Raw genomic sequence first — 26138 nt, forward strand, 5'->3', positions numbered from 1 at the left:
TAGCCCACTCTTATCTTTCACATCAACCAATTCAAATCGTTCACAGACAAGCAACATATCTTCTGTGAACTCTATTCCAACTTTGCCTAGTTCCCGTTTGAAGAAGCGTTCATGGATTTCCTTCCAATTCCGATACGATCCATCACCTTCCGCCAAAGCAAACTCTTCCGTCACTTCATTCATCGGGATTACGGATACTTCTACTGTTTTGATGATTGCAACCGGCTCGTCATGGCTATTCAAGATGATGCTGTATTCCTCAACTGTTGGAATCGGTTCATTTTCCAGTTCATATAATATATGCGCTGAACAAGTCGCCGTCTTTCTCCCTTCTATTACCGCTTGCGCTAATTCGTCCTGTGCTTCGCCGAACCTCCATGCACTGACTAACGCAGGACGTTCTTTCTCTCCCCAAAATTGCTCCCAATAATCCTTTGCAACTTGATTCATTAGTTGTCCTCCTTATTCTCATTTTCCGCAACCCTCTTCACTCGCTGTACAAAATCGACGACGACTTTGTCATTTGCAAATAGTAATAATAACTTTATAAACCATTTCAGTGGCTTATTTGTAGTCGAATAAATAAATCGGGTTTTATTATCATTCACCTGGCAAAGCTCATATTGCGCCGTAATCTCAAACATCCCACCAAGTGTAAAACCGACTTTCATCTTTTTTTCATTCGGAGTATCTAAATAGTCGAGTGTCTCGACCTCATACTCCATTACGCGCTTGCCTTCTCTATATTTCTGCAAATACACACTTCCAACCATTCCTTCTGTAATGGTGACCGGTTTATTCGAAACAACTTGTGGCATGATTTTTTGCATGTCTTCCAACGAGCCATTTAGGTACTTCCAAACATGCTCAATCGGCGCATCAATCTCAATTTCCTTAGTCCACTGCTTCATTAATACATCTCCTTTTCACGGATACTAGTTAACCGTGCTTAAAACCGGATAATGCTTCAATAAAAATTCATCCAATATACCCCATTTCCCAAACCTCCTGAATTATGTTCGTAGTGGCGAGATCAATTGTACGTAAGATGCATCATTTTCCGGCTCAATGACCGCCGGTTTCATCACACCACAAAAACTGATTGTCACCTGTTCTTCCTGTATCCCTTTTAGCGCTTCAAGAAAAAATCGACCGTCGAAGGTCATATCAATAGCGGGTATCCCATCCACCTTGCTTGTTTTTTGCTGTTCTTCAATCATTCCGATTCCCGCTGAGTTTGTTGTTATTTTCAAAATGCTATTGTCGATCAGAGATAAGTGTACATTGTTATGCTTCCACTCCTCGGAGAAAACACAAGCTCGGTCAATTCCTGCCATCAATGCTCTCGTATTCGTCGTGACCTTTGTTACGAAGTCGGTCGGAATTAATGACTGGGTATTAGGGTAGTTCCCCTCAATTAATATGGAATACAAAATCGTATTTTCTATCGAAAACAAAATCATTTGATTCGCTATCGAGATATGTACGGTTGCAAAGCTAGGTTCCTTCAAATGCAATAGTTCCATTAAGCTTTTACTTGGAACAATGACTGAATGAGACCCTTCTGGGAAAGTGATTTGTATCGCTCTACGCGATAGGCGATGGGAGTCAGTTGCAGTACAAATAAGTTTGTTCTTATCAAACTCCATCTTCACACCAGTAAGCACCGGTTTTGCTTCACTTTTAGAGACAGCAAATATCGTTTGCTTGATCACATCTTTTAATGATGAAAACTCAACCTCAACAGAATGAAGAATTTTAATCTCCGGCAGTTTTGGATAATCGACTGCAGCTAAGCCATTAAGTCTCGTTACAATATCACCGGACTTGATGAGTACCGCTTGCATATGGTCAGATGATATCTCAATGTCATCAGGAAGTTTTTTTAAGAGATTCATAAAATGCTTTGACACTACAACTACACTTCCTGCTTCATGCACCTGAACGACAGTTTCCCCTTTTATCTGTAAAGGAATTTTCTTTTCAATAAATAACTCTGAATTCCCGCCAGTTAGCACTACACCTGCATCGTTTGCTTCAATTTTAATTCCAGACAGAATCGGAAGAAGACTTTTATTCGAACAGATCTTATGCAATTCGGAAACGATCGCTGTAAACAGTGAATTTTTTATAGTAAATTTCATGGAGTACGCCCCTTACTATTTATTCCATTTGTAATAGTTCAACCTTATTCCATATCGACTTCCAATTCTTCTTGCTAACGCGTTGATGATAATATTTCATCCGCTCTACTGTTTCACTGAAGTAAGGCGTTGGTTTTATGTGGAAGTTGACAACATCTTCAATTCCATGCGCAGCAGTCAACACTACCTTTCCGTATTCGAGTTTTACGCCTAATGCAGTAGCTGTTTCAGGAAATTTAGCTATTGCTTCAGTGGATGATAAATAGGGTCGGTCATTGTTTACAGCATGCATTCTTGCTTGATTTTTTACAGACCATGGAATAGTTGGCTGACTCATTTTTAATAGATTTTCATAATTTTTTTCTGTTTCTTCATCTACGTTGGATGGATCAAAATAAATCACATCGATATCCGGTAAAGGTGTTCTTTCATCAAACTCATGTAGCACATCCCAAATTTTCGATCGCACAAAACCCGCGCACACCCACCAATCCGGTAAATTCAAAGATTGTGTTCTCCGTAAAATATCCATCATCCATTCGTCTTCAGAAACCAAACGGATGACATCCTCCTCATTATGAATCATAATTTAACTACCTTTTTATCAATTGTTAAATGTATCAATTGATGCTTCACCTTAAATCCTGCGGCTTGATAGAGTTTTATTGCTTTCTCATTCTCTTTATCAACAGACAGGGTGATTTCTTTAATCTCCTCATATGCAAATAAATGGTTCAATGCAAAAGTCAGCAACTTCTTGCCGATCCCTTGTCTACGGAATCTATCCGAAACTGCAATATATTCAATAGAGCCTTCCCCGTGTTGAGGATCGGCTTCGAGATAGACATAACCGGTTAGTTGGTCGCCCATACTGGCGATGTACAATCGATTTTTTTCACTTATTCGTTCAAGAATCGTTTGTGCGCTGTAATATGAAGAAGGAAAAGCTTGTCCATGCAATTTTGCAAAGCCATCTTCATAAGCGGAGTAGAATTTTATTACTCCTTCTTCAACAGTTTCCTTACAATCACTTTTCTTGGCTGCTAGAATTGTATGTTGACCCTGGGATTTCCCCCCTTGTGAAATGGAGAATTCTTTAGCCTGTACGTTTTCGATGTTGAGGAAAAAATGATACCGATCCACTTGCGATGCGGATAGCGCAGTCACTCTCTCCCACAGTTCGTTGGCAAGAACAGTTCGAATAAACGCCTCACTTACAAATGGACCCCATACTTCCGCGCTCCTGTCTTCCAAATCAATATCTAGCCCGATTGCACCTATAATTTCTTCTTTCTCATAAGCGACTATAAAAGAGTTAGCCAAGTCCAAGTCTGAAAAATCGCTTGTGAGTGTGTCGTATATTTCCTCTTTTGATTCTCCACAATAACCGATATGTCGGCTCGTTACTGAATTCATTTTCGCAAGAAATGCGGCCAAATCATGATTATTTCTTGGAGATTCTAACACGATACTCATTCTTTTTTCCTCATTTCATGTAAGCATATAATGTTTCCGCCACATCATACTTGGCGAATTTACAAATATGGAGCGAATATGGACAAGTTGAATCTACTTCTTTTTCAATGAATGAAACACCTTGCTTTACAGCGTCCTCTAATTGTTTACGAATCAACTTATTCAAATCATTGATTCTGGAAGTTTCATCCACGCCTACCCATCCCAGCTCCCAGCTGTTCTTATCAGACTCATACATAAGACTAAAAGCAATAACTTCAAATCCGTTTACAACAACATAACTATGTTCTTCCAACAATCCATCCATTGCAGCATGCCTCCAGCTCTCAATCGGCAAGTCTGCAACGGGGTTATCGGTATGTGTTTCTGTATACGTCTTTTCACATAGCTGAACAAAACTATCCATTATTGCTTCATTCGTACGAATCTCTCTAATTGAGAAAATTCGTTCATCCTGCACTGTTTCCCCCTTTGATGGAGGCAGCTCGATATGTATGATTTCCGTTTTTCTGATTATCCTGAACTGATTTTGGGAAAGAATTTCTTTGAATAAGTAAAATCTCTCGTCCAGCAGAAAAAACAAAGGTTGTTCATATTTATTTTCCAAGACCGTGATCAGTGTTTGAAGTGCTTGTTCATCGACTCCATCCAAGTCGTAAGCAAGTTGGACATATATACAATTTGGATGCCATGTAGATTGATGTGTCGAAGCTATGGCAAGTATTTCGTCGTTTTTTCGAACAGAATATATATCATTATGGAGTTTGGCTGAAATACTACTGTTCATCCGCGCCACCAAATCATTATTCTCGGAAAATACTTTATTGATGAAAATACTTAGGTTATTCATTTCATCCTTATTATTTTGCTTCAGCTTCGTAATTTTCAACCCAATACTCCTTCCCATCATCACTGCGATTCATGAAGCCATAGTCGATGAAAAAGCGTCGAATCGTTGCAAAATCAGGATGAATCTCTTTAAGAATTGCGTTAATCTCTTTTTCCAAATACACTTTTCCAACTTCAAATCGCTTTATTATTTCTTGGGCAATGATGTACTTTCTTTTGTCTTTGCTTGGAAACGTATCAAGAGGACCATTCAATCCTTTTCTAAAATAGTTTTTCAATACTTTCTCTCGTTCTAATTCTGTAACTTGAAATCTATCTTCCATTTCAATCATTCCTTTGTATTTATCTTTGGTAGTCACCTAACCTACCATGTCTTGTCCAACTTGTCCGCATAGAAACCAATCGCTCTCTTATATGACAAAATATCCGGATCATTTGAAGTTTGGACAAGGCAAGTGAGGAGGATTTCCATTGCCTTTACATGTTCTTCTACGTTATATAAAGTCATGGCATAGAACGTCTTCAATGCATTGTTTTCAGGAAAACGCGCTAACCCGCTTTCAAAGACAGTCTTTGACTTTTTAAACCTTCCCAACGTTCGGTATGTACTTCCGAGTCCAATAATTGCACCTAAGGCATCTTCGTCGTTCAACCCCAATCGTAACGCTTTTTCATAATAAGGGACGGCTTCCGCTTCCTTTCCCAAAATGTCAAAACTCCATGCACATTGGTAGTTGATCTCGGCACTTTTCGGATCATCTTTTGCCATTGCTGCGAGAATTTCATTCGATTCGGTGAGTTTCCCTTCATTTCTCAATAAAACAGCTTTTTTAAGTTTCACCATCGTTCATTCCCTTTCTTATCCTTCAATCATTGCTAAGTAAGGTATTTCCTTACCATCCACAATTGCAATATACACTGGTGTATTTGTCTCATAGATAACGGTGCCAATAGGAAGCTTATTTGCGGCACCATTTCGGAAACCAAAAGCCTTCTTTTTCTGTTTTTTTATCTCCAGTATCTGCTCACCAATTGTATAATCCAATTCAAGCACCCATTTGACTCCTTCAACATTTGAATAAACAATTCCTTCGTACATAAAAATATCGGCATTGTCATGAGAAAGGAAATCCTTCGGAGTAGGATTCCCTTTGTAAGCCTCTTGTACGCTGGAGCAGCCCGATAGACTTAGATAGACAAAAAAGATGACGAACAATAGTCGTTTCAAAGCTTGGCCCTCCTATGAGTTGATTGCAGAAATATCATCGAAATGAACTTTTGAGAGCTCAAGAAGCTCAAAATTATCTTCAGCTACCATCGTTTTAATTCTGTCAAACTCTGCCCAGGCGAGTGCAAACTCATCTTCTGATATGTCTTGACTGTTCAGCGCAGCTTCCAATTCGTCAATATCTTTCTCTATTATTTCCCCGCCAGGCAGTAGAATTAGATCCAAAAACCAATCATCCATCCACGGCCCATTCGTTGAACAATAGCCATTTTCCCTACAAACATCGACATACCATTGGACAATTTGGCCGGCTGAATCAAACACCGTCGTCACGGAAAAATGCTTTCCATCCGGAAAATGCTGAAGCCAGCTGTACCCTTTGTCAGCGATGCAAACTTCCCTTCCCTTATATGTTTTGTAAAGGGGCTCAGCTACATCATTCATTTCTAGCAGAGTTATATATCCAGTGAATTGTGGTGTGGAAATGTATTTTTCAGCATATCCCCTCTTCACAATTCGCTTCCAATCATATCGACTGCCGTATTTGCGTTTTAGCACAATCGTCCCCCTAGCTCGGTCTTTCACTGGATGGATGGAATTCTTTTGCTAAGTGGTATGCTGTCACAGTGAACAACTGTGTGATTTCCTTGTTCAGGATCATTTCTCTAATACTATCAAAAGGAAAGACTTTCACTTCCACAACTTCTGCTTCATCCAATTCCTGTTCATATAAACGTTTTGCGTCTAACATTAAAAAAGTAATCACTTTATTTGTCTGAGTGGCAGGATTAACCATGAACTCCCCCAAATGAATCAGCCCTTGTTCCGAAACATAGCCAGTCTCTTCACAGACTTCACGTCGAATCGCCTGCTCATACGATTCGCCTTCTTCTACTTTCCCTGCGGGTATTTCAAGATAAAAATCGTTTCCAGGATGACGATATTGACCAACAAGAACAACTTCATCCTCCTCCGTCAATACGATTGCATTCACCCAGTCTGCATACTCATTCACGTAGTAATCTTCAATAACTTTTCCATCGGGCATTTGACAAGTATCTCTTCTTAAATTGCCAAATGGTGATTGATACTTATATTCACTGTTCAACACTTTCCATTTCCCCAACGCTTTTCCCTCCGTTATTGCCTATGTACTTGCTGATGCATGATCCAATCTTCAACCACTCGATTGAACAATTCCGGTTCAGCTACCGGAAAACCATGTCCTATAGTAGGGACGATAAAGTGTTCGAAATGTTCATTCACCTCTACAATTTTCTGAACCGATCTCTTTACTAGCCCTTTTTCTTTTTCACCGGCAGTCACTAAAATTTGTGCTGAGCTTTTCGATAAATTTTCCGGGAGTGAATAAGCCATATTTTCTTTAAGAACTTCAACCAATGTAGTTGGCTTCACTTTCAAACTATCCTCGTAGTATTGCTGAAAATACTCGACATCCATATACAGCTGTTTTGCTTGGGCTTTTGCGAACGTTTTGTTCTTGATAAGTGGAAAAGTCATCTTGATTGTCGGGGAAATGAAGGGGATCATGTATTTGATAGGAATGACAACTGCACTATTGATGACCGCTGTTTTTATCAAGTTTGGTTCCAGACTTATGATTTCCAAACAAATTTGAGCTCCGATTGAAAAACCGATAATATATGCGTGCTTCTTATCTCTTTTCTTCTCGATTAACCGAATGATTTCCAGTGCATTTTCACGGATTGAGAAGGAGGTTTCATCACTTCTATCGCCATGCCCTTGCAATGTCGCAACTAGACAATGGTATTCTTTGAAATAGGCAATTTGCTTATCCCACATCCATCCTCCTACGCCGCCCCCGTGAATGAACACGAGGAGCGGACCTTCTTTATTGCCGTATTCCTTGTACTCCTTACGCAATTCAAATCCCCCTCAACCAAACCGCAAAATATGTGTCGTTTCAGAAGCAGAATCGTCGAACGAAAAACCGCATGCTCTGTAAAAAGCATCTGCCTTTGCTGAATCAGTTCGAACGGTAATTTCCTTGAAATACTGTTTCGCGTGTTCAATGATTGATTGAAGCAATAACGTACCGACCCCTTCGCGTCGAACAGCATCCAGTACATAAAATCTCCGCAGGCGTCCCACATCGCTTTCTTGTGAAAACGGCGATTGATTGATGCCGCCGATGCCCACTACAGAACCTTCGTTATTTTTGACGCAAAACAATATTTCGCCTGGCTTGTTGAAGGTATTGCTGCCGTCCTCGAATTCATTTACGAGTCGGGTGACGAAACGATAGCCTTCCTTTTCACTTTCTTGAACAAGTTCTTCTATATCCACTTCCCGTAAATCGTTTATCCGCTCGACGATGTATTCCATTTCCTCTCCCCCTGTAAATTAGTGTCTTGTGTATTCATTCAACAATGCTTCCCAAAAAACCTTTAAATCCCTAATTATTTACTTAACTTAAAAAGCCAGTTCGTAGCAGAACCTGGCTCATCCTTAATATTCATACTGCACTCTCATGGTCGATCGGACGCTAATCTGTCCTCCTTCGATCGGTGTCATTACGCTTTCTGACATGGTTGCTTTGAATAAAGGAGTAGGCTGACCACCATTTTCAACTTCAGTTATTCTTACAGGTTGGGGCGCAATTTGGAGTTGTAAAGTGTCTGCAATGGTACGTGCTTTCATCTGTGCATTCTGTAAAGCGTGGACGATTGCTTCCTGCTTATACCGGTCAACATCCTCCACTGAAAATTGTATATTGGAAACCCGGTTTGCTCCCTGCTCAACCGCCGTGTCGATAACATTCCCTACATGCTGAATATCAGTAAGCTTCACCGAGATAGAATTCGAGACTTCATATCCTCTAAATATTTGTTCGCCATTTACATAATCGTATCTTGGAAATATCGAGTAATTGACGGTTTGGATATTTTCCTGTGGAATGCCCATTGCAATCAATGATTGAATTATATTAATCATGGTTGTTGAATTTTCCCGCTGCGCTTCGCTAAGATGTTCATTTGTCGTATTAACTTCCAATTGGATTGTTGCGATATCCGGTTTGGCGAAAACCTCCCCTTGACCGACAACGGTTATGGAACGGTTTGGTTGTCTGGCTTGTTGACGGATATATGGATAGTACACGGTTTCCCTCCTGTACTTTTGATCTTTATTCATGATATGCCGGAAGGGATGCGAAAATTATTACCGGATGCTTTGGACGTCGTCCTTTCAAATAACAAAAAGAGCTGTCGCAGAAAGTTTACTTTCTGGACAGCCCCTCAATTTCTTTATAGAACTTTACTGAAAAATGCTTTCGTTCTTTCATTTTTCGGATTCGAAAAGATTTCATCTGGCGTCCCTTCCTCGACTAGTAACCCTTGGTCCAGGAAAAGCACCCGATCTCCCATTTCCTTTGCGAATCCCATCTCATGTGTGACGACGACCATCGTCATCCCTTCCATGGCCAGCTGCTTCATGACATCCAGCACTTCCTTCACCATTTCCGGATCCAATGCAGATGTAGGTTCGTCGAACAACATGACTTTTGGCTTCATTGCAAGCGCCCTTGCAATGGCAACACGCTGCATTTGCCCGCCGGATAGTTGTTCCGGATAGGCGTTTGCCTTATCGGACAGCCCGACCTTTTTCAGCAGTTGGTGAGCCAAATCCTCCGCGTCTTGCTGACTCATTTTCCTAATTTTAATTGGTGATATCGTAATATTATCAATGACTCGCATATGAGGAAACAAGTTGAATTGTTGGAAGACCATTCCGACTTCCCGCCGGATATCATTAATATCCGTTTTCGGGTCATTGATCTTCACGCCATCTATGAACACTTCGCCCGCAGTAATTTCTTCAAGTAGGTTGATGCATCTCAAAAAAGTGCTTTTCCCCGATCCACTCGGACCAATAACACAGATGACTTCCTTTTCTTTAATGTCATAATCAATGCCTCTCAGCACTTCCAATTGTCCGAATGATTTATGCAGATCTCTTATTTTTATCATCGTGGTCCCCCTCCCACTACCGAGCGTTTCAATGGCCTTCTTGGGGATGGGACGTAACTATTACTGAACCTGTCTTCGACATAATTGATCAGCTTCCCACAGATAAATGTCAATAGTAGATAAAGGATGGCGACCGTTAAGTACGGCTCCCAGAACCTTGAGTAGGCGCCCGCGACTACTTTCCCTGCATAGAGCAGATCGCCCGCCGCAATGACCGTGACTAGAGAGGAATCCTTTAGCAAAGCGATCAATTCATTACCGAGCGGTGGTATCATCCTTCTAAATGCCTGCGGAAGAATGATCAATTTCATAGCGGTGTTATGCGGCATACCAAGTGAACGGGCTGCTTCCATCTGCCCTTTATCGAGAGATTGAATCCCTGCACGGATAATTTCTGCGTTATAGGCGGCACTGTTCAGCATAAGTGCAAGTGATCCTGACACAAAAAATCCTAGAGAATGCCCAAACATACTAGGGATTAACGCTGTATGAATCAATAGGATTTGCACGAGTAATGGAGTTCCCCGGAAAAAATCAACATACATTTTTGCAGGAATATGAATCCACTTCCGTTTCGACAGTTTGCCCATCCCGACGATTAAGCCTAAAATGAATCCCCCGACATATCCTACCGCTGTCAATCCAAGTGTTACCCAAATTCCTCGGATGAAAAGCTCCCGGTAACTCCATATATTTTCGAACATGTCAATTCGTAAACCTAAAAAATCCATGATCATCACCTCCAAGATGTGTATGGTACTTTACATGCCAACAATTACTCCATGTCTTGGTCAGTGATTTCTTTCAGTTTTCCATTTTCCTTGATCTTTTGAATTCCTTCATTCAGTAAATCAACTATCTCCTTGTTCCCTTTTTTAACCATCAATCCATAATATTCTTTTTCAAAGCTATCATCTTCCACAGTTTTCAATTTCACTTTCGGATTATTCACTTTGTATTCCAGAATGACGGCATTATCTCCAACAGCGGCATCGGCATTTCCATTAATCATTTCACTGATTGCAAGTGGCATTGTTTCAGCTGCGACGATATTTTTGCTCGTTTTCCCTAGCAGGTCTTTTACTGCTTTATGTCCTGTAGTATTTATTTGAACGGAAACCTTTTTATCTTTCAAATCATTGAAAGAGGCTACATCCGAACTCTCTTGAACTAATATTAATTGATTAGCTACAAAATAAGGATCAGAGAAATCAAACGATTGCTTACGTTCCTCGTCTATTGTTATAGATGAGACAGCAAAGTCAATTTCTTCGTTATCCAGTGCGGGAAATAACGGCTCCCACCCATAGTTTTTATATTCCACTTCGAAGCCAGCAGCTTCTGCGATCGCATCTACAATTTCAATATCAATCCCGACAATATTGCCTTTTGCATCCATATACTCCATCGGTGCATATGTTGCATCTGTCCCGACGACCAATTTCCGTTTTCCGCCAATATCTTCCCCGCCTGAACTGCTTGTTTTTGTAGAACCCGCACCGCATCCGATCAGAAAAATGGATGTGCACAACAATGCGATGCCTAAAAGAAAACGCTTAACTGATTTCTCCATTTTGACTCCCCCTTTTGTATCTACTAATTCACAGAATTGATTGATACTTTTATTGATTATACAAGATAACGCTTTCATTCACAACTTAATATTTTCAATTGAGAGCCAAGAGTGAAACTTCAATCATTGGTAGATAAAAAAACTGCTCCATCGTCAAACGACGAACGGAGCAGTTTCATAATTAGAATACAGGCAGCGTGACAGCCACCATTAATAAAAATAAAATCGCAATATAATTGACCGAGTAGATGAACATCACATATGCCCATCGATTATCGTCTTTTGTGAAAAAGCCTCGAATCGAGACAGCCAAGAACCCGATATTCAATATCGTAGCAAGCACGATGAATACCATTCCGAGTGATCCTAAGTAAAACGGCAATGGAAGCAGGCATGCAATGTAGACGAACATTTGACGCTTCGTCATCTTGAACCCTCGAACGACGGGCAGCATCGCTACATTGGCCGCTTTGTATTCATTGTACTTTCTCATCGCAATTGCGAACGTATGCGGCATTTGCCAAATGAACAGGATAATGAAAAGCATGATCGGAACGATGTGCCAGGTTGGCGCAATCGCTGCCCACCCGATTGTCGGTGTAACTGCTCCCGAAATGCTTCCGATTACCGTATTCAATGTATATTTCCGCTTCGTCCACATCGTGTACATGATTACATAAGTGAACCAGCCGATGAATCCGTAGATTGCTGCTTCCAACGTTGTGAAAAGCAGCATGATCATTCCTATCGCCGACATGGATATACCGATGCCCAACACCGTCTTCAAGGAAATGTTTCCGGTAACGGTCGGACGCTTCTGGGTCCTTTCCATAACTGTGTCAATATCGACGTCATACCAGTTATTCAGGACAAGCGCACCGGCCATCAATATCGTGCTTCCGATGATTGTCAGCCAAAACAGCTTTCCGTTCGCAAGTAAAGACCCACCTGTGAAATGAAGGGCGAGCCAAAAGCCGACAAACACAGGCAATGCATTGGCAAGCAGAACAGGCCCTTTAAAAAGCGATTTTAAGTCCGCAATCAAAGTTCCCGATTTTCCACCATCTATAACTGTTTCATTTTCAGTATAAGTAATTTCAATTTCTTTCGTCATATCTATATACGCTCCTCAGAGGTATTTCTGCAATGTTTCATCCCTTCCATCATATCATTTCATCCATGATTATATAAAGATTTACCGATTTTTCTTTGGAAATTCATAGGTTTCCCTTTAAGTTTGACACAATTTATTCAAAACTGATGAGAAATGGTGACGTTGCAATAATAGTTTCATCCTATCCCACCCGTATATATGGTCAGGTTGCCGGTTATGTTAGAACTAGTGGATTCGAAAGGATGAGATGATGACTATGAAGAAATGGATTTCTTTCACTTTGGCATGCTGTTTGCTTATTGTCGGCGGATGCAGCGACCAAAATATTGTTCCCAAAAAAGAAGCGGCCAATGTCGTCGATACATATGGCATCACTAAATTTCACGTGACAATTGAAACGAAGGAAGAGAAAAAAGCCCTGGAAGCAAGCTTCGCAGAAAAAAAGGAAAGATCCGAAGCCGAATATTTGAATAAAAAACAGGAAGTCGCGTTACACGGCAAAAAGGCGCTTGAAAAAATAACGAAAGCATTCGATAAAATGGATCTTGACCCGGAAGCCGAAGAAACCGAATTGGTGAAAAAAGTCGCAGAGGGGTTTGGAATCAAGGATTATAAAATGATCCGGTTGGAAATCACTTTCAAGGGCCATGACAGCAAGGAAATCATGTTTTCCAAATAACGCAATACGATCGGATACCGAACGAGTTTCGGTATCTTTTTCTTTGCCTGCCTATAAGTCAGTGAAAAAGGGTAAAGCATTGGTAACCAATCGTATATTCATTGATGTTTTCAAGGAGGAAATTCAAATGGAATGGAAAGGCAGAAGAGGAAGCAGCAACGTAGAAGACCGAAGAGGGATGGGAGGAAAAACGCTCGTTGGCGGCGGCCTCGGCGGGATTGTCATGTTGCTCCTCGTCATGTTTCTCGGAGGGGATCCGGGAGACATCCTCAATAACTTGACGACATCCCCTTCTTCCACGGAATACGTAGAAACCGAACAGGAAAAGGAGCTGGCTGAATTTGTTTCTGTCGTTTTGGCGGATACTGAAGACGTTTGGACGGAAATCTTCGAAAAAGAGGGAATGGTTTACCGTGAACCGATTCTCGTGCTTTATTCCGGAAGTGTCCAATCGGCATGCGGCATGGCGGGTGCAGCAGTCGGTCCATTTTATTGTCCGGCTGATGAGAAATTATATATTGACCTGAGTTTTTATGATGAATTACAGACCCAATTCAAGGCGCCCGGTGATTTCGCAATGGCCTACGTCATTGCACATGAAGTTGGTCATCACGTCCAGAAACTATTAGGGATTAGCGATGAAATGGCTAAAATTCGGAGCCGCGTCAGTGAAGAGGAGTACAATAAATACTCCGTACGACTGGAATTGCAAGCGGACTACCTCGCAGGCGTATGGGCGCATCATGCACAAGGGATGGGCGTTCTGGAGAAAGGTGATTTGGAAGAAGCGTTGAATGCGGCTAGTGCAGTCGGCGATGATACAATCCAGAAAAGGGCGCGCGGATATGTAGTGCCGGAAAGCTTCACGCACGGAACATCAGAACAGAGGAAGAGATGGTTTTATAAAGGATTTGAGGCGGGCAATTTGGAAGAGGGAGATACATTTAGTGCGGGGAATCTTTGATTAGCAATTTCTTCGAGTTAAATGGACCTTGGAATGAAAAGAATGGACCCTTGTTTGAAAGAATGGACCTTGAAGTGAAAAGAATGGGTCCTTGTACAAAAGAATGGACCTTGCGGCGAAAAGAATGGACCCTTGTTTGAATGAATGGACCCTGAACCAGGAAGAATGGGCCCTTATATGAAAACGCGAAGAAACAGGTGAAGGAGATTTTGCTCCCTCACCTGTTTTCATGTCTCATACAATACTTGATACTTTCCTCGATTGATTGTCCAACTCAGACGCGGACGAAGCAATCGCCAGGAAGTCTTCCATCGCCACTTCAATCCGCTGCTGGCAACGGTCTACGTTTTCCTGGGCCAGCGTCGTCCCTTGGGAAATGTTCTTGATTTCCGTCGTAATCGCTTCTACCCCTTCGCGCACTTCGACGATCGATTTCTCCACGTTCGCCGATAGTTTACGAACTTCTTTTGCGACGACGTCGAAACCTCTTCCGTGCTCCCCTGCCCTTGCAGCTTCAATCGCTGCGTTCAAAGCGAGTAAATTCGTTTGAGCCGCAATTTCCCTGATCGTCTTTACGATATGCTGGATGCTTTCGGCATGCAGCTGCAAGTTCCCTAATGTTTTCGTATTATCATGGGAGATCGCCGCAATATCCTCGATGATCACTAACAATTCCTTGCTCCGTTCCGTTCCGATATCAGCTCGCTCGGTCAACCCTTCCGCCATTTGCCTTAACTCTTCGACGACGGATGTGATGGACGTTTGCCGTTTCGTAATATTCGAGGCCACTTTGGAAATGCTGATCACCTTTCTGCCGTCATGACTGAATACCGGCATATACGTAGCTTCAAGCCAAACTTTTTCGCCATTCTTAGCCTTCATTTCAATTTTCCCATGCTGGCTTATCCCCCGCAGCAACTCCCGCCAGAACTTGTCGTACTCGACACTCCTCACATATTCATCGAAACAAAGATCGTCATGCCGGACGCCGATCATTTCATCTTTCGTGTACCCCATTGCATTTGCAAAAATATCGTTGACATAAGCAATTTTATGATCCAAATCATACCGGATAATGGCAAGATTCTTCTCAAGAGCTTTCACCACATGATCGTCCGTTACTTGTTCAACCGCGTATTTCACCATTTTCTCCCCTCCAACTTCCCTCACTGATTTTTCTCTATTATTCGGAATATCTGACCTATTACTATTTAACCATAGTCCAGGATGAAGTGGAATACCTTGGAATCATGGTGTTCTAAATTATTTATTCGTCCATAGAATAGTAAGTAGAAAATCAGGAGGTGATGTTTTGGATAATTCATTTCAACAGGAGGCATTGAATGAACTGCATTTTTGGCTTCAAATATTGGGAGATCATAGCCGCTTCATGCACGATTCACTTGCACCTGGGCAAACGGCTTGGATTGACACCGCCTCGGCATTCATAGATCGTTTCGATAAATTACTGGATCGGTCAAAACAAACTTTGGATCAAGACGAACTGCTGTCGTTGGTGAGTCTTTCTAAAACGGAAAGTGAAGCGATACGCGAGTTTAAGCTTGCCATTTTGAAGGAACAATTGGTCGGCAGCATCAAAATTTCATTGCCCCCTTCCCTCCTCAACCATATGGTCAATGAAGTTGAGGAAGCGATCCGGCTATTCTCCTATTTGGAAAAGGGTGAAACACCGCCAGCCGTCCATCCACTTCACCATGACCTCCTTTGGCTGCTTGATGCAGCTGAGCACGCGGGTGCGATTGACGCAAATTTGGACCGCGTAGAGAAACAATTGAAAAAGAAAAGCATGAAGTTTACGAAGGAATGGGAAGCATTTTACTTGAAGGCAGTTGAAATGACCGGATTTTTGCGGGCCAATGTAGCGAAGTTCCCAGCTTTGGATAAATTCCATAGTGATGTGTACTTGGAAATGACAATATTCAAGACGTTTCTGAAAGAACTCGAGGAAATGGGTCTGAAAAAAGAGACACTCGGAACACTCACTCCACTGTTGGCCGATCACATGGCGCGCGAAGAATGCTACTATTTAATGAAACTCGCAGAGTCGGCAGGAACTCCCGACCCGAATTGCAATCCGGCAAAAGAAAGAGTGCAGGGATAATAGGCTTCTATGAACCTACTACCACTGCACTGTTGATATTTGCAAGCGCCGCTAAAATACTCGCTCCAGTTATATGGCTCGTCTTTGGATTATCCGGGGACGGGTTGTTTTTTATAGTCAGATCGAACTCGCCGAAAGATCCCTTCGCTGTAATCCTGTGAATGTTTCGAGTGACTTCAGGATCTGCAATAATACGAACCTGGGTCTTTTCGACACCAATGCCCGCCAATGATAACACGATTGCGACATTCGCGTTTTTAGGGAATTGTACAATCGCGTCACGGGCTGGGCCGTCAAACAGCGTTTGTTCCGCAGGAATTCCCTCTGAGGTCAGAGAATGAGCGGGTTTTCGAGTCGTTAATGTGACAGATTCGATACCGCCTGAAAACTTGGCTGCCTTCAGGACATCCAATCCGCCAATCGCACCTGACGGCAAGTAGACACGGTTTCCACTAGTTTTAGCCGCCTGCTCTATCAGTTTTCCAAAGGTCGAACCGGCGAATGCCCCGATGCTGATTAACATCAGATCCTTCTTTTCGATAACTTCAAGCGAATATTCTTGAGCCGCTTCGATATTCGAACATTCTACTACGATGTCTATGTCTGATTGTAAGAATGAATCGATGTCATGGAATGCTGCACATTCGTATCCAGCAGCGAATGCAGGCAATTCAACTTTAGCTTTCTCTCGCTCATCTAAAATTGCGGTGATTTTAGTATTGGGTAGAAGTTGTTCTTTGTTTATTTTTTGAAGAAGATATGTACCAAGATTTCCTTTTCCGATTATACCTATTTTAATTGGAATCAGTCCTTTTGTATTTTAAACCAGTATACAGGAAAACCCCTTGGCTTGGGCCAAGGGGCCATTGCGCTAGAGCTGATCTATCGTTCCTTGGAAATTATTTTTCCTTTTCTTTTTTATTCGCCTTTTTCAAGAACATCAGATAGATCGGTTTTAACGATTTCGGGGTCAGTTCTATATCATTTTCATGTGCATATTTGACGGCATGTCCTAATGCAATCGTCATTCCGCCTGCGACACTAGCCCCCGCGACCATGCCCGCTCCGGGGACAAGCTTCACAATTTGCCGGAAAACCGTCTTCCCAATATTTCCGACTATCGTAGCGATGATCAATTCCTTAGCGCTGTCCTTTGAGATCGGTTTCCCATACAACGTTGAAAGTTTGAGCATGAGACTGACCTGCAACGCAGTCAATGGAACGAAGTCGGATCCCGGAATCGGGACGGCCCCGATTGTGGCTGCGGATGCTCCTGCTGCGAGAATCCACCGATTGGCGATGGCAGCTTTATCTGCCATGTTTGCCGCCATTAAAATATCTTTTTTTTTGGTTTCTAATAATGTAAGAACCTCTTTTTGCAGCATCCCGATATTCTCACCGGTCCGCGATGAAATCGGGGTTACCGGATATTCATACCCCGTATGGTCCTGCACGTATTTCACGAGACTCGGTATGTCATCTGCGGCGTCGATTTTATTTAAAACAAGAATGAGGTCTTTATTCACCTTCGCGATTCTCTTTAATGATTTGAGCTCCGTTTCCGATAATACCGTTCCTGCCGCATTTAAGAAGAATAAAATCAGATCTGCTTGCTTATAGAATTTCATCGTTTCCTCTGAGTGTTCGCTATAAATATCGTCCAGTCCAGGGGTATCGACGAAGATGATTTTATCTTTATATGAAAATCTTTTGATTTCCTGCGTTTCACCAGGTTTTGCCCCGACCTGCGCCACTTCGTCCCCCATTAGACGATTGATCGTTGAAGATTTGCCGGCATTCACATCACCGATCATGGCGATCAGGATTTCGCTTTCCAATTGTTCATTGATTTCCGCGGATTTTTCTTCGAAAATCTTGTCAAACTCCTCGTCTGACATCCATTGTCGACTCATCTGGATCACCTTCCTTTACTGTTCTACCTATTCATACGGTTAGTATTGCTTTAGGATTCAGTTTCTTATGCAATACCCTAACTGTTTTCATTGCATGCAAAAAAACCTGCATCCCCATGGAGATACAGGCAACGTTCTTAAAATATCTTCTTACGATCTCTTTCTTCTTTTAGAATCTCAACGGATTCCCGGAAACGTAACGAGTGGATATTTTCCCGCTCACGAAGGAATCTCAGTGCATCGGTTAACCCCGGGTCATCTGAAAGGTCAATGAGCCATTGATAGGTCGCCCGCGCTTTCTCTTCTGCTGCGATATCTTCATAAAGGTCCGCAATCGGATCGCCTTTTGCTTGGATATATGTCGATGTGAAAGGTACCCCGCCTGCATTTTCATAGAAGAGCGCATGGCCATGGTTCACGAAATGCGCTGCTAACCCGGCTTCTTCCAATTGCTGCGGTGAGGCGTCTTTCGTCAGTTTATAGATCATTGTTGCGAGCATTTCCAGGTGAGAGAATTCTTCAGTTGCAATGTCATTCAACACGCCGATCACTTTGTCAGGAACAGTATACCGCTGGTTCATATAGCGCAGAGCGGCAGCGAGCTCTCCGTCCGCTCCCCCGTATTGCTCCATGATGTACCTTGCCAATTTCGGATTGCACGTAGTCACTTCCACTGGATATAGAAGCTTTTTTTCATAGACCCACATTCAGTCTCCCCCTCTCACCGTTGCCACGGCCACGGTGGTTGATTCCAGCGCCAGCCTGCTTCGATTGCCTGTTCAGAAGGAATGGAATTCAGTGAAATGGGTCCGTATCTGTTTTCAAATTGTCTTCGAATACGGGCAGCCTCCTTGATGGCTTCCCTCCATTGGTCCAATGCTTCTTTATCGTCAGGATGTGTATTCGTGTATAATGTCAATTCGACGACGACAAAATCGGCTTCCTGCATGCGCTTCATCATTTGACGTTCTTCTTCGAATGCATTCACGAAATACCCTCCTCACGAGAGAATCCATCGGCTAATAGCGGCCAAAGTGTTCCATGGCGGAGTGCCTGCTCTGTTGTGAACTGCTCAAGTCCCGGCGGTTGAAAATCCATGAAAAGTTGAGGTGGCAATACAAACGTCTTCACCCTAATGGGCGGACACGGGTCAAGTGGGGAAATCCAAGGTTCGAAGGTTCCCCGATATGACGGTCGTTCCAAATCTCATCACTCCTCACGCTATGTTATGCGGGAGGATGCGAAATGATTCATTCGTCTACTAGATGACAAGCTTTATTTCTCTTCTAATAGATCATTGAACCATTTCGCGCATTGAAAGGTTTTATCCAAATCCGGATCCTTGTCTTCCACAGACCAGCAAGCATACAAAGTGGACATGGCAACTGCAGCTTTCAGGAACCTTTCGCGATCGAATTGCAAAAGTTCGCAAATCAATTCGACGCGCAACTTCAATAAAGCTTCCGGATCCGGTTTTGTGAACAGGTGATTGATCATGAACGAAACGACGTCAAAGTATGGATCTCCGCCAACGCCTTTCGGATCAATCGCAAGCCAACCTCTCTCGTTTGAAAATAAGATGTTTTCATGATGCAAATCGCCGTGTAGCAGCCCGATTTCCTTTGTGGTCTGTTGAATTTCATGTAGATAATCTGCCGCCATCGCAACCCATTCATTTGGAATCGGTCCGTCGTTTTCAGGGTAATTGCTTTGGTATTTCGTGAAGGCGCTTGCCCAGTGAAGGACAGTTGGAAAGTCACCGTCTTCCGGCAATGGTCGACGGATCTGTTTCCATACGTGACAAAAGGTTTGTATGACAATCTCCTCATCTGTTTCTGTGCAAAGCATCATCCCGGGTTGAAGTTTTTCGAGCAGCATGGCCCCCCGCTCCTCGTCAGCTCTCACTAATCTTGCACATCCTTGCCCATTGTAGAGCCGCAATGTCCGGATTTCGTTGCTGAAATCGAATCCCGGCAAGCCCATTTTCAATATGTAAGGATTGTTGTTTTGATCGGTTACATGGATGACATAGTTATAGGAAAGATTCGTCACTGGGCTTTCCAGTGTCAGCCCCCAGCTTTCTGCAATGCCGGTCAGATTATCTTTCAATGTCTCTAGCCATTTCTCACCCGCTTCGCCGAAACAGTTTATTATTTTGTCTTGGAATGAAGTTGGTACGTTCATACTGGATCATCTTCCTTCATTTATAAATAATTTTTATGATAATGCTTCAATGTTGTCCCAGTAATAAGCAATCTCCTTGAAATCCTCTCCCCCAATGTCAATCATCGTCTCATCAATAGGTAGTCCGCCAAGCGATTCATAGAATTTCTTCGATGGATTTTGTTCGAGTACCCAGACAAGCATGGAGGTGAATCCTTGTTTCTTCAGGTTTTGTGCAATTAATTGCGTCAGTTTCTTGCCGATTCCCTGACCTTGTACTTCTTGCAATAAATAAATTGCATATAATTCCCCATCCGCCTCATAGTTGCTGGACCGTTCTTTGCCCCCTGTTGCAAAGCCGACAATGCTACCGCTTTCGTCTTCAGCAACATATAAGGCGTTGCTCCCAATTCCTCTTCGCCAATTTTCGGCACGCTGTTCATATGATAGATTTTGCAGAACGGAATCGGAAACGATTCCCTTATACGTTGTCCTCCAGCTATCGACATGTACACGTGCGATTCCTTCTTCATCGCCTAGTACGGCCTCTCTGAATCTCACTTATTTCACCCCTTTTCCCTTCAGTTTACAGTAAATATAGAAATAATAGAATTGGTTTTATAAATAGTCTTTCGAATTTGGAGTCAGAAAGATTTATCGATCATTTCCCAGGGTTTATCGGTCATTTCGTGACTAAGGACCCAACTCGACACACCAAAAAACCGCCACATATGCGGCGGCTTCCACTCCCTATGCAAATCTCCTATGAACTTTCTTCCCATCATATGAAAACACAACTTGTTTATTATCGACATATGTCTCTAAATGCACGATGCGGCCCCATAACTGGTGGATATAAGGAAGGACGTTCTCCAAATAAGGGACATCCAGCTCGGTTTCTTCGTATTTATGGACCAAATACAATTCTCCGTTGCGGACGTAATCGCCGTCGTGTACGACAATATAAGGGAAGCCCCCGTTCACCCGCTGCGCGATGAGGCGGTTCTGCACGTTCCGATATTCCTTATCCGAAATTTTATAATGGCTTCCTTTTTTCTCAAATACATATAAATCTTCTTTTTGAACGAGGTCTTTCGTCAAGTAGTTGCGGATGAAAGAAATATCTGAGTCCATCTCCCTCACTTCAAACATTTTCTCGCGGCCGGATCCGGGATTCACCCCTAATTCGATCATCTCCCCCGTCGGATGATCGTATCGCCGTTCGATATCCTCGAAGATTTTCAGGCCTAAATAATATGGGTTGATGGACGTTCTGGAAGGCTGGATGACGTTGGCGTTCAGCTTTGCAAACTCGATTGTTTCGTCAGTCGTCAAATCCATTTCCCTTATAATCCGCTGATGCCAGTAAGTCGCCCATCCTTCATTCATGATCTTCGTTTCCATTTGCGGCCAGAAGTAGAGCATTTCTTCGCGGATCATCGTTAAGATGTCCCGTTGCCATTCATCCAGTTCCCTGCTGTTTTCCAAGATGAAAAGCAGCAGATCCTTTTCAGGGACAGGGGGTGTCTTTCTCCGTTTCGTTTCCTCTGGAGGTTTCAACCTTTTATGATCCATTTCCCACAGATCATCGTATGCTGTTTTCCTGACAATCGGCACTTCATTCTCAACGTCGACTTCTTCATTCCCGTGGCGCCATCTGACAAGGGACGGGTCGACGTGCTCTTGGATGGCAAGCACCGCGTCCAAAAAGCGTTCGACCTCATCATTTCCATAAAGCATTTCATAATCGGCAATCCGCTCGGCAGTTGCCGTCATGCTTTCGACCATATCCCGTCTCGTATTTGCGAAACGGGAATTGTTTTTGAAGAAGTCACAATGCGCCAGAACATGCGCGATGATCAGCTTGTTCTGAATCAACGTATTGCTTTCCAGCAAAAATGCGTAACAAGGATTGGAATTGATGACGAGTTCGTAAATTTGACTGAGCCCTAAATCATATTGCAGCTTCATTTTATGGAACTGCTTGCCGAAGCTCCAATGTGAAAACCGTGTAGGCATTCCATAAGCGCCGAATGTATAAATGATATCGGCGGGACATATTTCATAGCGCATCGGATAAAAATCCAAGCCGAACCCTTTCGCAATCTCCGTTATTTCCTCCACAGCATATTGCAGCGCCTTATGTTCCGTCATACGGATCCCTCCAGGCGTTTATGGAAAAACTTCTTCAATGCATAGTACACATCCTTGTTTTCCTTCAGTACATAATGACGGAATTTCGGGTCTTCGATTTTTTTATACGTATTCATCAGTGTCGAATAGCGGCTATGCGCATTCACTTCCCCGTATCCGAACATATTAGATACTTCCATAAGCTCTTCCACTAACGACATGCATTTTCCATTATCCGAGGACATATTTTCCCCATCCGAAAAGTGGAAAGGATAAATATTATAGCGGGATGGATTGTATTTCTGTGAAATGAGATCGAGCGCTTTTTCATAGGCGGTCGAGCAAATCGTCCCGCCGCTCTCCCCTTTCGAGAAAAAGTCGACTTCCGATACGACTTTCGCGATCGTATGATGGGCAATGAATTCGATATCCACTTTTTCATATTTCGTCCGCAAAAACTTCGCCATCCAGAAATAGAAGCTTCTTGCCATGTATTTTTCAAAAGTGCCCATCGAAGCACTCGTATCCATCATCATGAGCACAACCGCTTTTGATTGCGGTTTGACGATTTCATCCCACGTTTTGAAACGTAAATCATCATTATGGATCGGCATGATGTCGGCATGGCCTTCCATTGCATTCCGTTTGAATGCTGCGATGATCGTCCGCTTTTTATCAATATTGCCGATGAGCCCTTTCTTCCGGATATCATTGAATGTGATATCCTCTTCCGTAATTTCCGCCTGTTCCCGCTTTTCGAGATTCGGTAATTCAAGCTCTTTGAATAGCGTCTCCTCGATTTCTGAAATTGACACTTCCGCTTCATAATAATCCTGGCCCGGCTGATCGCCTGCCTGTTTTCCTTTGCCCGGACCCGGACTTTGACTTCCGTCACTCGCGACAATGTCCCCCACTTGACTATCCCCGCTGCCTTGGCCGACATGCTTCGATTTGTTGTGGTTATATCTTATTTTGTATTCATCCAAAGATCGTATTGGAATTTTTATTACGTCCTTGCCATCTGACATGACGATGCTTTCTTCACTGATCAGCTCAGGCAGATTATTGTGGATTGCTTTCTTCACTTTATCCAAATGGCGTTTCTGATCCTGATATCCTTTTCGGTGAAGCGACCAGTTTTCCTGGGAGACGACAAATGATTCGCTCTGCTCTTCATGCATTTCTATTCACCTACTCCAGTCCACTCATTTTTTTATTATATGCAACGACTGGCAGGATATTGATATGGGTGGGTTTGCTTATCGATTCAAAAGACTGCCGACGTACCGTAATAATTCATTAGCTGAAATTGAATTATAGCCATATTCATCAATGAGCCTTGCGACAACCTCATTGATTTTCTTCAAATGTGTTTCGTCAGGCATTGCCGATGACGTTGTGATTTTAACAACATCCTTCAAATCAGCGAATAATTTCTTCTGGATCGCCTCGCGCAGCCGCTCATGGGATTTATAATCAAACCGCTTGCCTTTTCTTGCGTATGCAGAAATACGGATGAGGATTTCTTCACGGAACGCCCTTTTCGCATTTTCAGATATTCCGATCTGCTCTTCAATGGAGCGCATGAGCTTTTCGTCGGGATTCATCTCCTCGCCAGTTAGCGGATCTTTCATTTTATGTTTATTGCAAAATGCTTCGACATTATCCAAGTAATTATCCATTAATGTACGGGCTGATTCTTCATACGAATAGACAAATGCCTTCTGCACTTCCTTCTTCGCAATTTCATCGAATTCCTTGCGCGCGATGGATATATAATTCAAATATTCCTCTCTGTCATCCTTTGAAATGGAAGCGTGCTGATCCAGTCCTTCTTTCAAGGACCGGAGTACATCGAGCGCATTAATGGCATCCACTTCTTTTCGAATGATGGCTGACGAGATGCGGTTAATGACATATCGCGGATCGATGCCGTCCATTCCTTCATTCGGGAATTCCTTTTTCAATTCTTCCAAATCGGCGGTATTGAAGCCTTCCACATTCTCCCCGTCATACAGCCGCATTTTCTTCACAATATCGATTCCTTGTTTCTTCGATATTTTCAAACGCGTCAGCACGGAGAAGATGGCGGCGACTCTTAGGGCATGCGGAGCGATATGCACATGCGCCATATCACTTTCGCGTATCATTTTTTCATAGATTTTCTCTTCCTGGCTCACTTTCAAATTGTAAGGAATCGGCATGACGATGATTCTGGAATGGAGCGCCTCGTTCTTTTTATTGGAAATGAATGCACGATATTCTGTTTCATTCGTATGGGCGACAATCAGTTCATCCGCGCTGATCAATGCAAATCTGCCTGCCTTGAAATTTCCTTCTTGCGTCAGCGATAAAAGATGCCAAAGGAATTTTTCATCAAGCTTCAGCATCTCCTGAAATTCCATCAATCCCCGATTTGCCTTGTTCAACTCACCGTCGAAACGGTATGCGCGTGGATCCGATTCCGAGCCGTATTCGGCAATTGTCGAAAAGTCGATGCTTCCTGTCAAATCTGCAATATCTTGTGATTTCGGGTCAGATGGTGTGAATGTTCCGATACCGACCCGCTTGTCTTCCGAAAAGAAGATCCTTTCGATGAGCACATCCTCAATCCGGCCGTCATATTCTTTTTCAAGACGCATCGTATTCAATGGGGATAAACTTCCTTCAATGCGAATGCCGAATTCTTCATAGAAATCATCGCGTAAATATTCCGGGATCAAATGCAATGGATCTTCATGCATCGGGCATCCTTTAATCGCAAAGACCGCACCATCATCCGTCTTTGAATATTGTTCCAATCCACGTTTCAACAAGGTCACAATGGTCGATTTCCCACCACTGACGGGACCCATTAGCAATAAAATCCTCTTTCTTACATCCAACCGTTTCGCTGCAGGATGAAAATACTCGTTCACAAGCCGCTCGATTGTATCCTCGAGACCAAAGATTTCATTTTCAAAAAAGCGGAATTTTGTATAACCGTTTTCCTTCTTTTCTCCATGGCTTTTAATCATTTCATACACTCTCGAATGTGCCGTTTGCGCAACTTCTTTACGTTCCCTTAGAATATCAAGGTACTCGGCAAAGGTCCCTTCCCACTTCAGCTTGCTTTCCTCTTCACGGAAATGTTCCAACTTCCGTAAAATATCCATTCGTTTCCCTCCATTCAGGGCCTGGTTTCAATCATTGTATGCGAGTAGGCTCGGTAAAATGAGGCATACAAAACAAGCGGCAAAACGAAACTATTCGTTTTGCCGCTTGAATCAATTTTCCGGATATGTTTTTCGAAGGAAGTGAATCGATTGTTTGATGAGCTGTTGCAAGACTTCGATATCAATGTCTTCCACTTTGTTAATATACACGCACGCTTTTCCTGATGTATGCTTTCCGAATTTCGCTAGAAGCGCTTCCCGTTCGTGATCTCCCGGAGCGAAGTAGAGGCTCGTCTTCGCTTTGCGGGGCGAAAAGCCGACTAATGGGGCGTCCCCTTCATGTCCCGTTTTATACACATAATGATACGATCCGAAGCCGATGATGCTCGGCCCCCACATTTTCGCTTCATAGCCGGATGTCTCCGTAAAGATGTCCAGTAATCGATATGCATCTTCCCGCTTTTTCGGACTATCCACCGCTTCGATGAATTCAATGACACTTGCATCCGTTTCCTTTGTCTTTTGTTCGTACATTTTTATCCCCCTCCTAAAAGTCTGAATGGTCCAATTACTTGATATTGTACCTCACATAGACTAACGTTAAAAGCATAGGCA

Annotated in this window: 32 protein-coding genes and 1 pseudogene; 3 read left to right on the plus strand and 30 right to left on the minus strand. The window is 42.9% G+C overall.

Annotated elements, in window-relative coordinates:
* Nucleotides 1–9 precede the first annotated feature (9 nt).
* The 18 genes and pseudogenes from ACFPTP_RS03235 to cyoE form a co-directional block, all read right to left on the minus strand.
* Nucleotides 10–450 (minus strand): annotated as a pseudogene (locus tag ACFPTP_RS03235) (ASCH domain-containing protein); the annotation flags it as partial.
* Nucleotides 450–911, minus strand: a complete 462-nt coding sequence (locus ACFPTP_RS03240) for an SRPBCC family protein (protein WP_381442158.1) — start codon at nt 909–911, stop codon at nt 450–452. The gene ACFPTP_RS03240 and the pseudogene ACFPTP_RS03235, both read right to left, overlap by 1 nt.
* Nucleotides 912–1013: 102 nt before the next feature.
* Entirely contained in the window at nt 1014–2144 is a 1131-nt protein-coding gene (dnaN, locus tag ACFPTP_RS03245) for a DNA polymerase III subunit beta (RefSeq protein WP_381442162.1), read from the minus strand.
* 19 nt (nt 2145–2163) lie between these two features.
* Nucleotides 2164–2730, minus strand: a complete 567-nt coding sequence (locus ACFPTP_RS03250; protein WP_381442165.1) for a nucleotidyltransferase family protein — start codon at nt 2728–2730, stop codon at nt 2164–2166.
* Entirely contained in the window at nt 2727–3620 is an 894-nt protein-coding gene (locus ACFPTP_RS03255) for a GNAT family N-acetyltransferase (protein WP_381442169.1), read from the minus strand. The genes ACFPTP_RS03250 and ACFPTP_RS03255 overlap by 4 nt, the downstream gene beginning before the upstream one ends.
* Before the next feature lie 10 nt (nt 3621–3630).
* Complete coding sequence (locus tag ACFPTP_RS03260) at nt 3631–4509, minus strand: hypothetical protein (protein ID WP_381442171.1); 879 nt, start codon at nt 4507–4509, stop codon at nt 3631–3633.
* Nucleotides 4481–4792, minus strand: coding sequence for a DUF2087 domain-containing protein (locus tag ACFPTP_RS03265; RefSeq protein ID WP_381442174.1), 312 nt, complete (start codon nt 4790–4792; stop codon nt 4481–4483). Before ACFPTP_RS03265 ends, ACFPTP_RS03260 begins: the two co-directional genes overlap by 29 nt.
* Nucleotides 4793–4833: 41 nt before the next feature.
* Entirely contained in the window at nt 4834–5313 is a 480-nt protein-coding gene (locus tag ACFPTP_RS03270) for a tetratricopeptide repeat protein (RefSeq protein ID WP_381442176.1), read from the minus strand.
* A 15-nt stretch (nt 5314–5328) separates the two neighbouring features.
* A complete protein-coding gene (locus ACFPTP_RS03275) occupies nt 5329–5697 on the minus strand; it encodes a hypothetical protein (protein ID WP_381442179.1) in 369 nt (122 codons plus the stop codon).
* Nucleotides 5698–5709: 12 nt separating this feature from the next.
* Nucleotides 5710–6255, minus strand: a complete 546-nt coding sequence (locus ACFPTP_RS03280) for a ribonuclease FAU-1 family protein (protein ID WP_381442181.1) — start codon at nt 6253–6255, stop codon at nt 5710–5712.
* Nucleotides 6256–6265: 10 nt separating this feature from the next.
* The gene (locus tag ACFPTP_RS03285) at nt 6266–6823 is read right to left on the minus strand and encodes an NUDIX hydrolase (RefSeq protein WP_381442184.1); all 558 of its coding nucleotides are present in this window, start codon (nt 6821–6823) and stop codon (nt 6266–6268) included.
* A gap of 14 nt (nt 6824–6837) precedes the next feature.
* Entirely contained in the window at nt 6838–7602 is a 765-nt protein-coding gene (locus ACFPTP_RS03290; protein ID WP_381442187.1) for an alpha/beta fold hydrolase, read from the minus strand.
* A 12-nt stretch (nt 7603–7614) separates the two neighbouring features.
* A complete protein-coding gene (locus ACFPTP_RS03295; protein ID WP_381442189.1) occupies nt 7615–8064 on the minus strand; it encodes a GNAT family N-acetyltransferase in 450 nt (149 codons plus the stop codon).
* 123 nt (nt 8065–8187) lie between these two features.
* Entirely contained in the window at nt 8188–8838 is a 651-nt protein-coding gene (locus ACFPTP_RS03300; protein ID WP_381442194.1) for an SIMPL domain-containing protein, read from the minus strand.
* Nucleotides 8839–8984: 146 nt separating this feature from the next.
* Complete coding sequence (locus ACFPTP_RS03305; RefSeq protein ID WP_381442197.1) at nt 8985–9707, minus strand: amino acid ABC transporter ATP-binding protein; 723 nt, start codon at nt 9705–9707, stop codon at nt 8985–8987.
* Nucleotides 9704–10438 carry an amino acid ABC transporter permease gene (locus ACFPTP_RS03310; protein WP_381442199.1) on the minus strand — a complete coding sequence of 245 codons (735 nt, stop codon included), beginning with the start codon at nt 10436–10438 and terminating at the stop codon, nt 9704–9706. Before ACFPTP_RS03310 ends, ACFPTP_RS03305 begins: the two co-directional genes overlap by 4 nt.
* A 44-nt stretch (nt 10439–10482) precedes the next feature.
* Complete coding sequence (locus ACFPTP_RS03315) at nt 10483–11280, minus strand: basic amino acid ABC transporter substrate-binding protein (RefSeq protein ID WP_381442201.1); 798 nt, start codon at nt 11278–11280, stop codon at nt 10483–10485.
* Nucleotides 11281–11461: 181 nt separating this feature from the next.
* Nucleotides 11462–12394, minus strand: a complete 933-nt coding sequence (cyoE, locus tag ACFPTP_RS03320; RefSeq protein WP_381442204.1) for a heme o synthase — start codon at nt 12392–12394, stop codon at nt 11462–11464.
* A 256-nt stretch (nt 12395–12650) separates the two neighbouring features.
* Between cyoE and ACFPTP_RS03325 the strand changes: the two genes are divergently transcribed.
* Together ACFPTP_RS03325 and ypfJ are read left to right on the plus strand one after the other, a co-directional pair.
* Nucleotides 12651–13073, plus strand: coding sequence for a YusW family protein (locus tag ACFPTP_RS03325; protein ID WP_381442206.1), 423 nt, complete (start codon nt 12651–12653; stop codon nt 13071–13073).
* A gap of 127 nt (nt 13074–13200) precedes the next feature.
* Nucleotides 13201–14037 carry a KPN_02809 family neutral zinc metallopeptidase gene (ypfJ, locus tag ACFPTP_RS03330; protein WP_381442209.1) on the plus strand — a complete coding sequence of 279 codons (837 nt, stop codon included), beginning with the start codon at nt 13201–13203 and terminating at the stop codon, nt 14035–14037.
* Between the two features lie 234 nt (nt 14038–14271).
* Here ypfJ and ACFPTP_RS03335 read toward each other — a convergent pair whose 3' ends face one another.
* Nucleotides 14272–15183 (minus strand): methyl-accepting chemotaxis protein, encoded by a 912-nt coding sequence (locus tag ACFPTP_RS03335; protein ID WP_381442212.1) that lies wholly within the window; start codon nt 15181–15183, stop codon nt 14272–14274.
* Nucleotides 15184–15349: 166 nt separating this feature from the next.
* Between ACFPTP_RS03335 and ACFPTP_RS03340 the strand changes: the two genes are divergently transcribed.
* Nucleotides 15350–16159: a DUF2935 domain-containing protein gene (locus ACFPTP_RS03340; protein WP_381442214.1), complete on the plus strand. Its 810-nt coding sequence runs from the start codon at nt 15350–15352 to the stop codon at nt 16157–16159.
* Between the two features lie 7 nt (nt 16160–16166).
* Here the strand turns inward: ACFPTP_RS03340 and nadX are convergent, their stop codons facing one another.
* From nadX to ACFPTP_RS03395, 11 genes are all read right to left on the minus strand, one after another.
* Complete coding sequence (nadX, locus tag ACFPTP_RS03345; protein WP_381442344.1) at nt 16167–16967, minus strand: aspartate dehydrogenase; 801 nt, start codon at nt 16965–16967, stop codon at nt 16167–16169.
* A 91-nt stretch (nt 16968–17058) separates the two neighbouring features.
* Entirely contained in the window at nt 17059–18072 is a 1014-nt protein-coding gene (locus ACFPTP_RS03350; RefSeq protein ID WP_381442216.1) for a GTPase, read from the minus strand.
* Between the two features lie 137 nt (nt 18073–18209).
* Nucleotides 18210–18779, minus strand: a complete 570-nt coding sequence (locus tag ACFPTP_RS03355; RefSeq protein ID WP_381442218.1) for a manganese catalase family protein — start codon at nt 18777–18779, stop codon at nt 18210–18212.
* Nucleotides 18780–18793: 14 nt separating this feature from the next.
* Nucleotides 18794–19060, minus strand: a complete 267-nt coding sequence (locus ACFPTP_RS03360; RefSeq protein WP_381442220.1) for a spore coat protein CotJB — start codon at nt 19058–19060, stop codon at nt 18794–18796.
* The gene (locus ACFPTP_RS03365) at nt 19057–19275 is read right to left on the minus strand and encodes a spore coat associated protein CotJA (protein WP_381442222.1); all 219 of its coding nucleotides are present in this window, start codon (nt 19273–19275) and stop codon (nt 19057–19059) included. The genes ACFPTP_RS03360 and ACFPTP_RS03365 overlap by 4 nt, the downstream gene beginning before the upstream one ends.
* Nucleotides 19276–19347: 72 nt before the next feature.
* Nucleotides 19348–20256, minus strand: coding sequence for an aminoglycoside phosphotransferase family protein (locus tag ACFPTP_RS03370; protein WP_381442224.1), 909 nt, complete (start codon nt 20254–20256; stop codon nt 19348–19350).
* A gap of 33 nt (nt 20257–20289) precedes the next feature.
* Complete coding sequence (locus tag ACFPTP_RS03375) at nt 20290–20796, minus strand: GNAT family N-acetyltransferase (RefSeq protein ID WP_381442226.1); 507 nt, start codon at nt 20794–20796, stop codon at nt 20290–20292.
* Nucleotides 20797–20985: 189 nt separating this feature from the next.
* Nucleotides 20986–22389, minus strand: coding sequence for a SpoVR family protein (locus ACFPTP_RS03380; protein WP_381442227.1), 1404 nt, complete (start codon nt 22387–22389; stop codon nt 20986–20988).
* Nucleotides 22386–23549, minus strand: coding sequence for a sporulation protein YhbH (gene yhbH, locus ACFPTP_RS03385; RefSeq protein WP_381442229.1), 1164 nt, complete (start codon nt 23547–23549; stop codon nt 22386–22388). The genes ACFPTP_RS03380 and yhbH overlap by 4 nt, the downstream gene beginning before the upstream one ends.
* A gap of 78 nt (nt 23550–23627) precedes the next feature.
* Nucleotides 23628–25523, minus strand: a complete 1896-nt coding sequence (locus ACFPTP_RS03390) for a PrkA family serine protein kinase (protein ID WP_381442230.1) — start codon at nt 25521–25523, stop codon at nt 23628–23630.
* Nucleotides 25524–25634: 111 nt separating this feature from the next.
* Nucleotides 25635–26057 (minus strand): DUF1801 domain-containing protein, encoded by a 423-nt coding sequence (locus ACFPTP_RS03395; RefSeq protein WP_381442231.1) that lies wholly within the window; start codon nt 26055–26057, stop codon nt 25635–25637.
* Nucleotides 26058–26138: the final 81 nt, after the last annotated feature.

Origin of the sequence: Sporosarcina koreensis, from assembly GCF_042655825.1 — a bacterium.
GTDB classification, from domain to species: Bacteria; Bacillota; Bacilli; order Bacillales_A; family Planococcaceae; genus Sporosarcina; species Sporosarcina koreensis.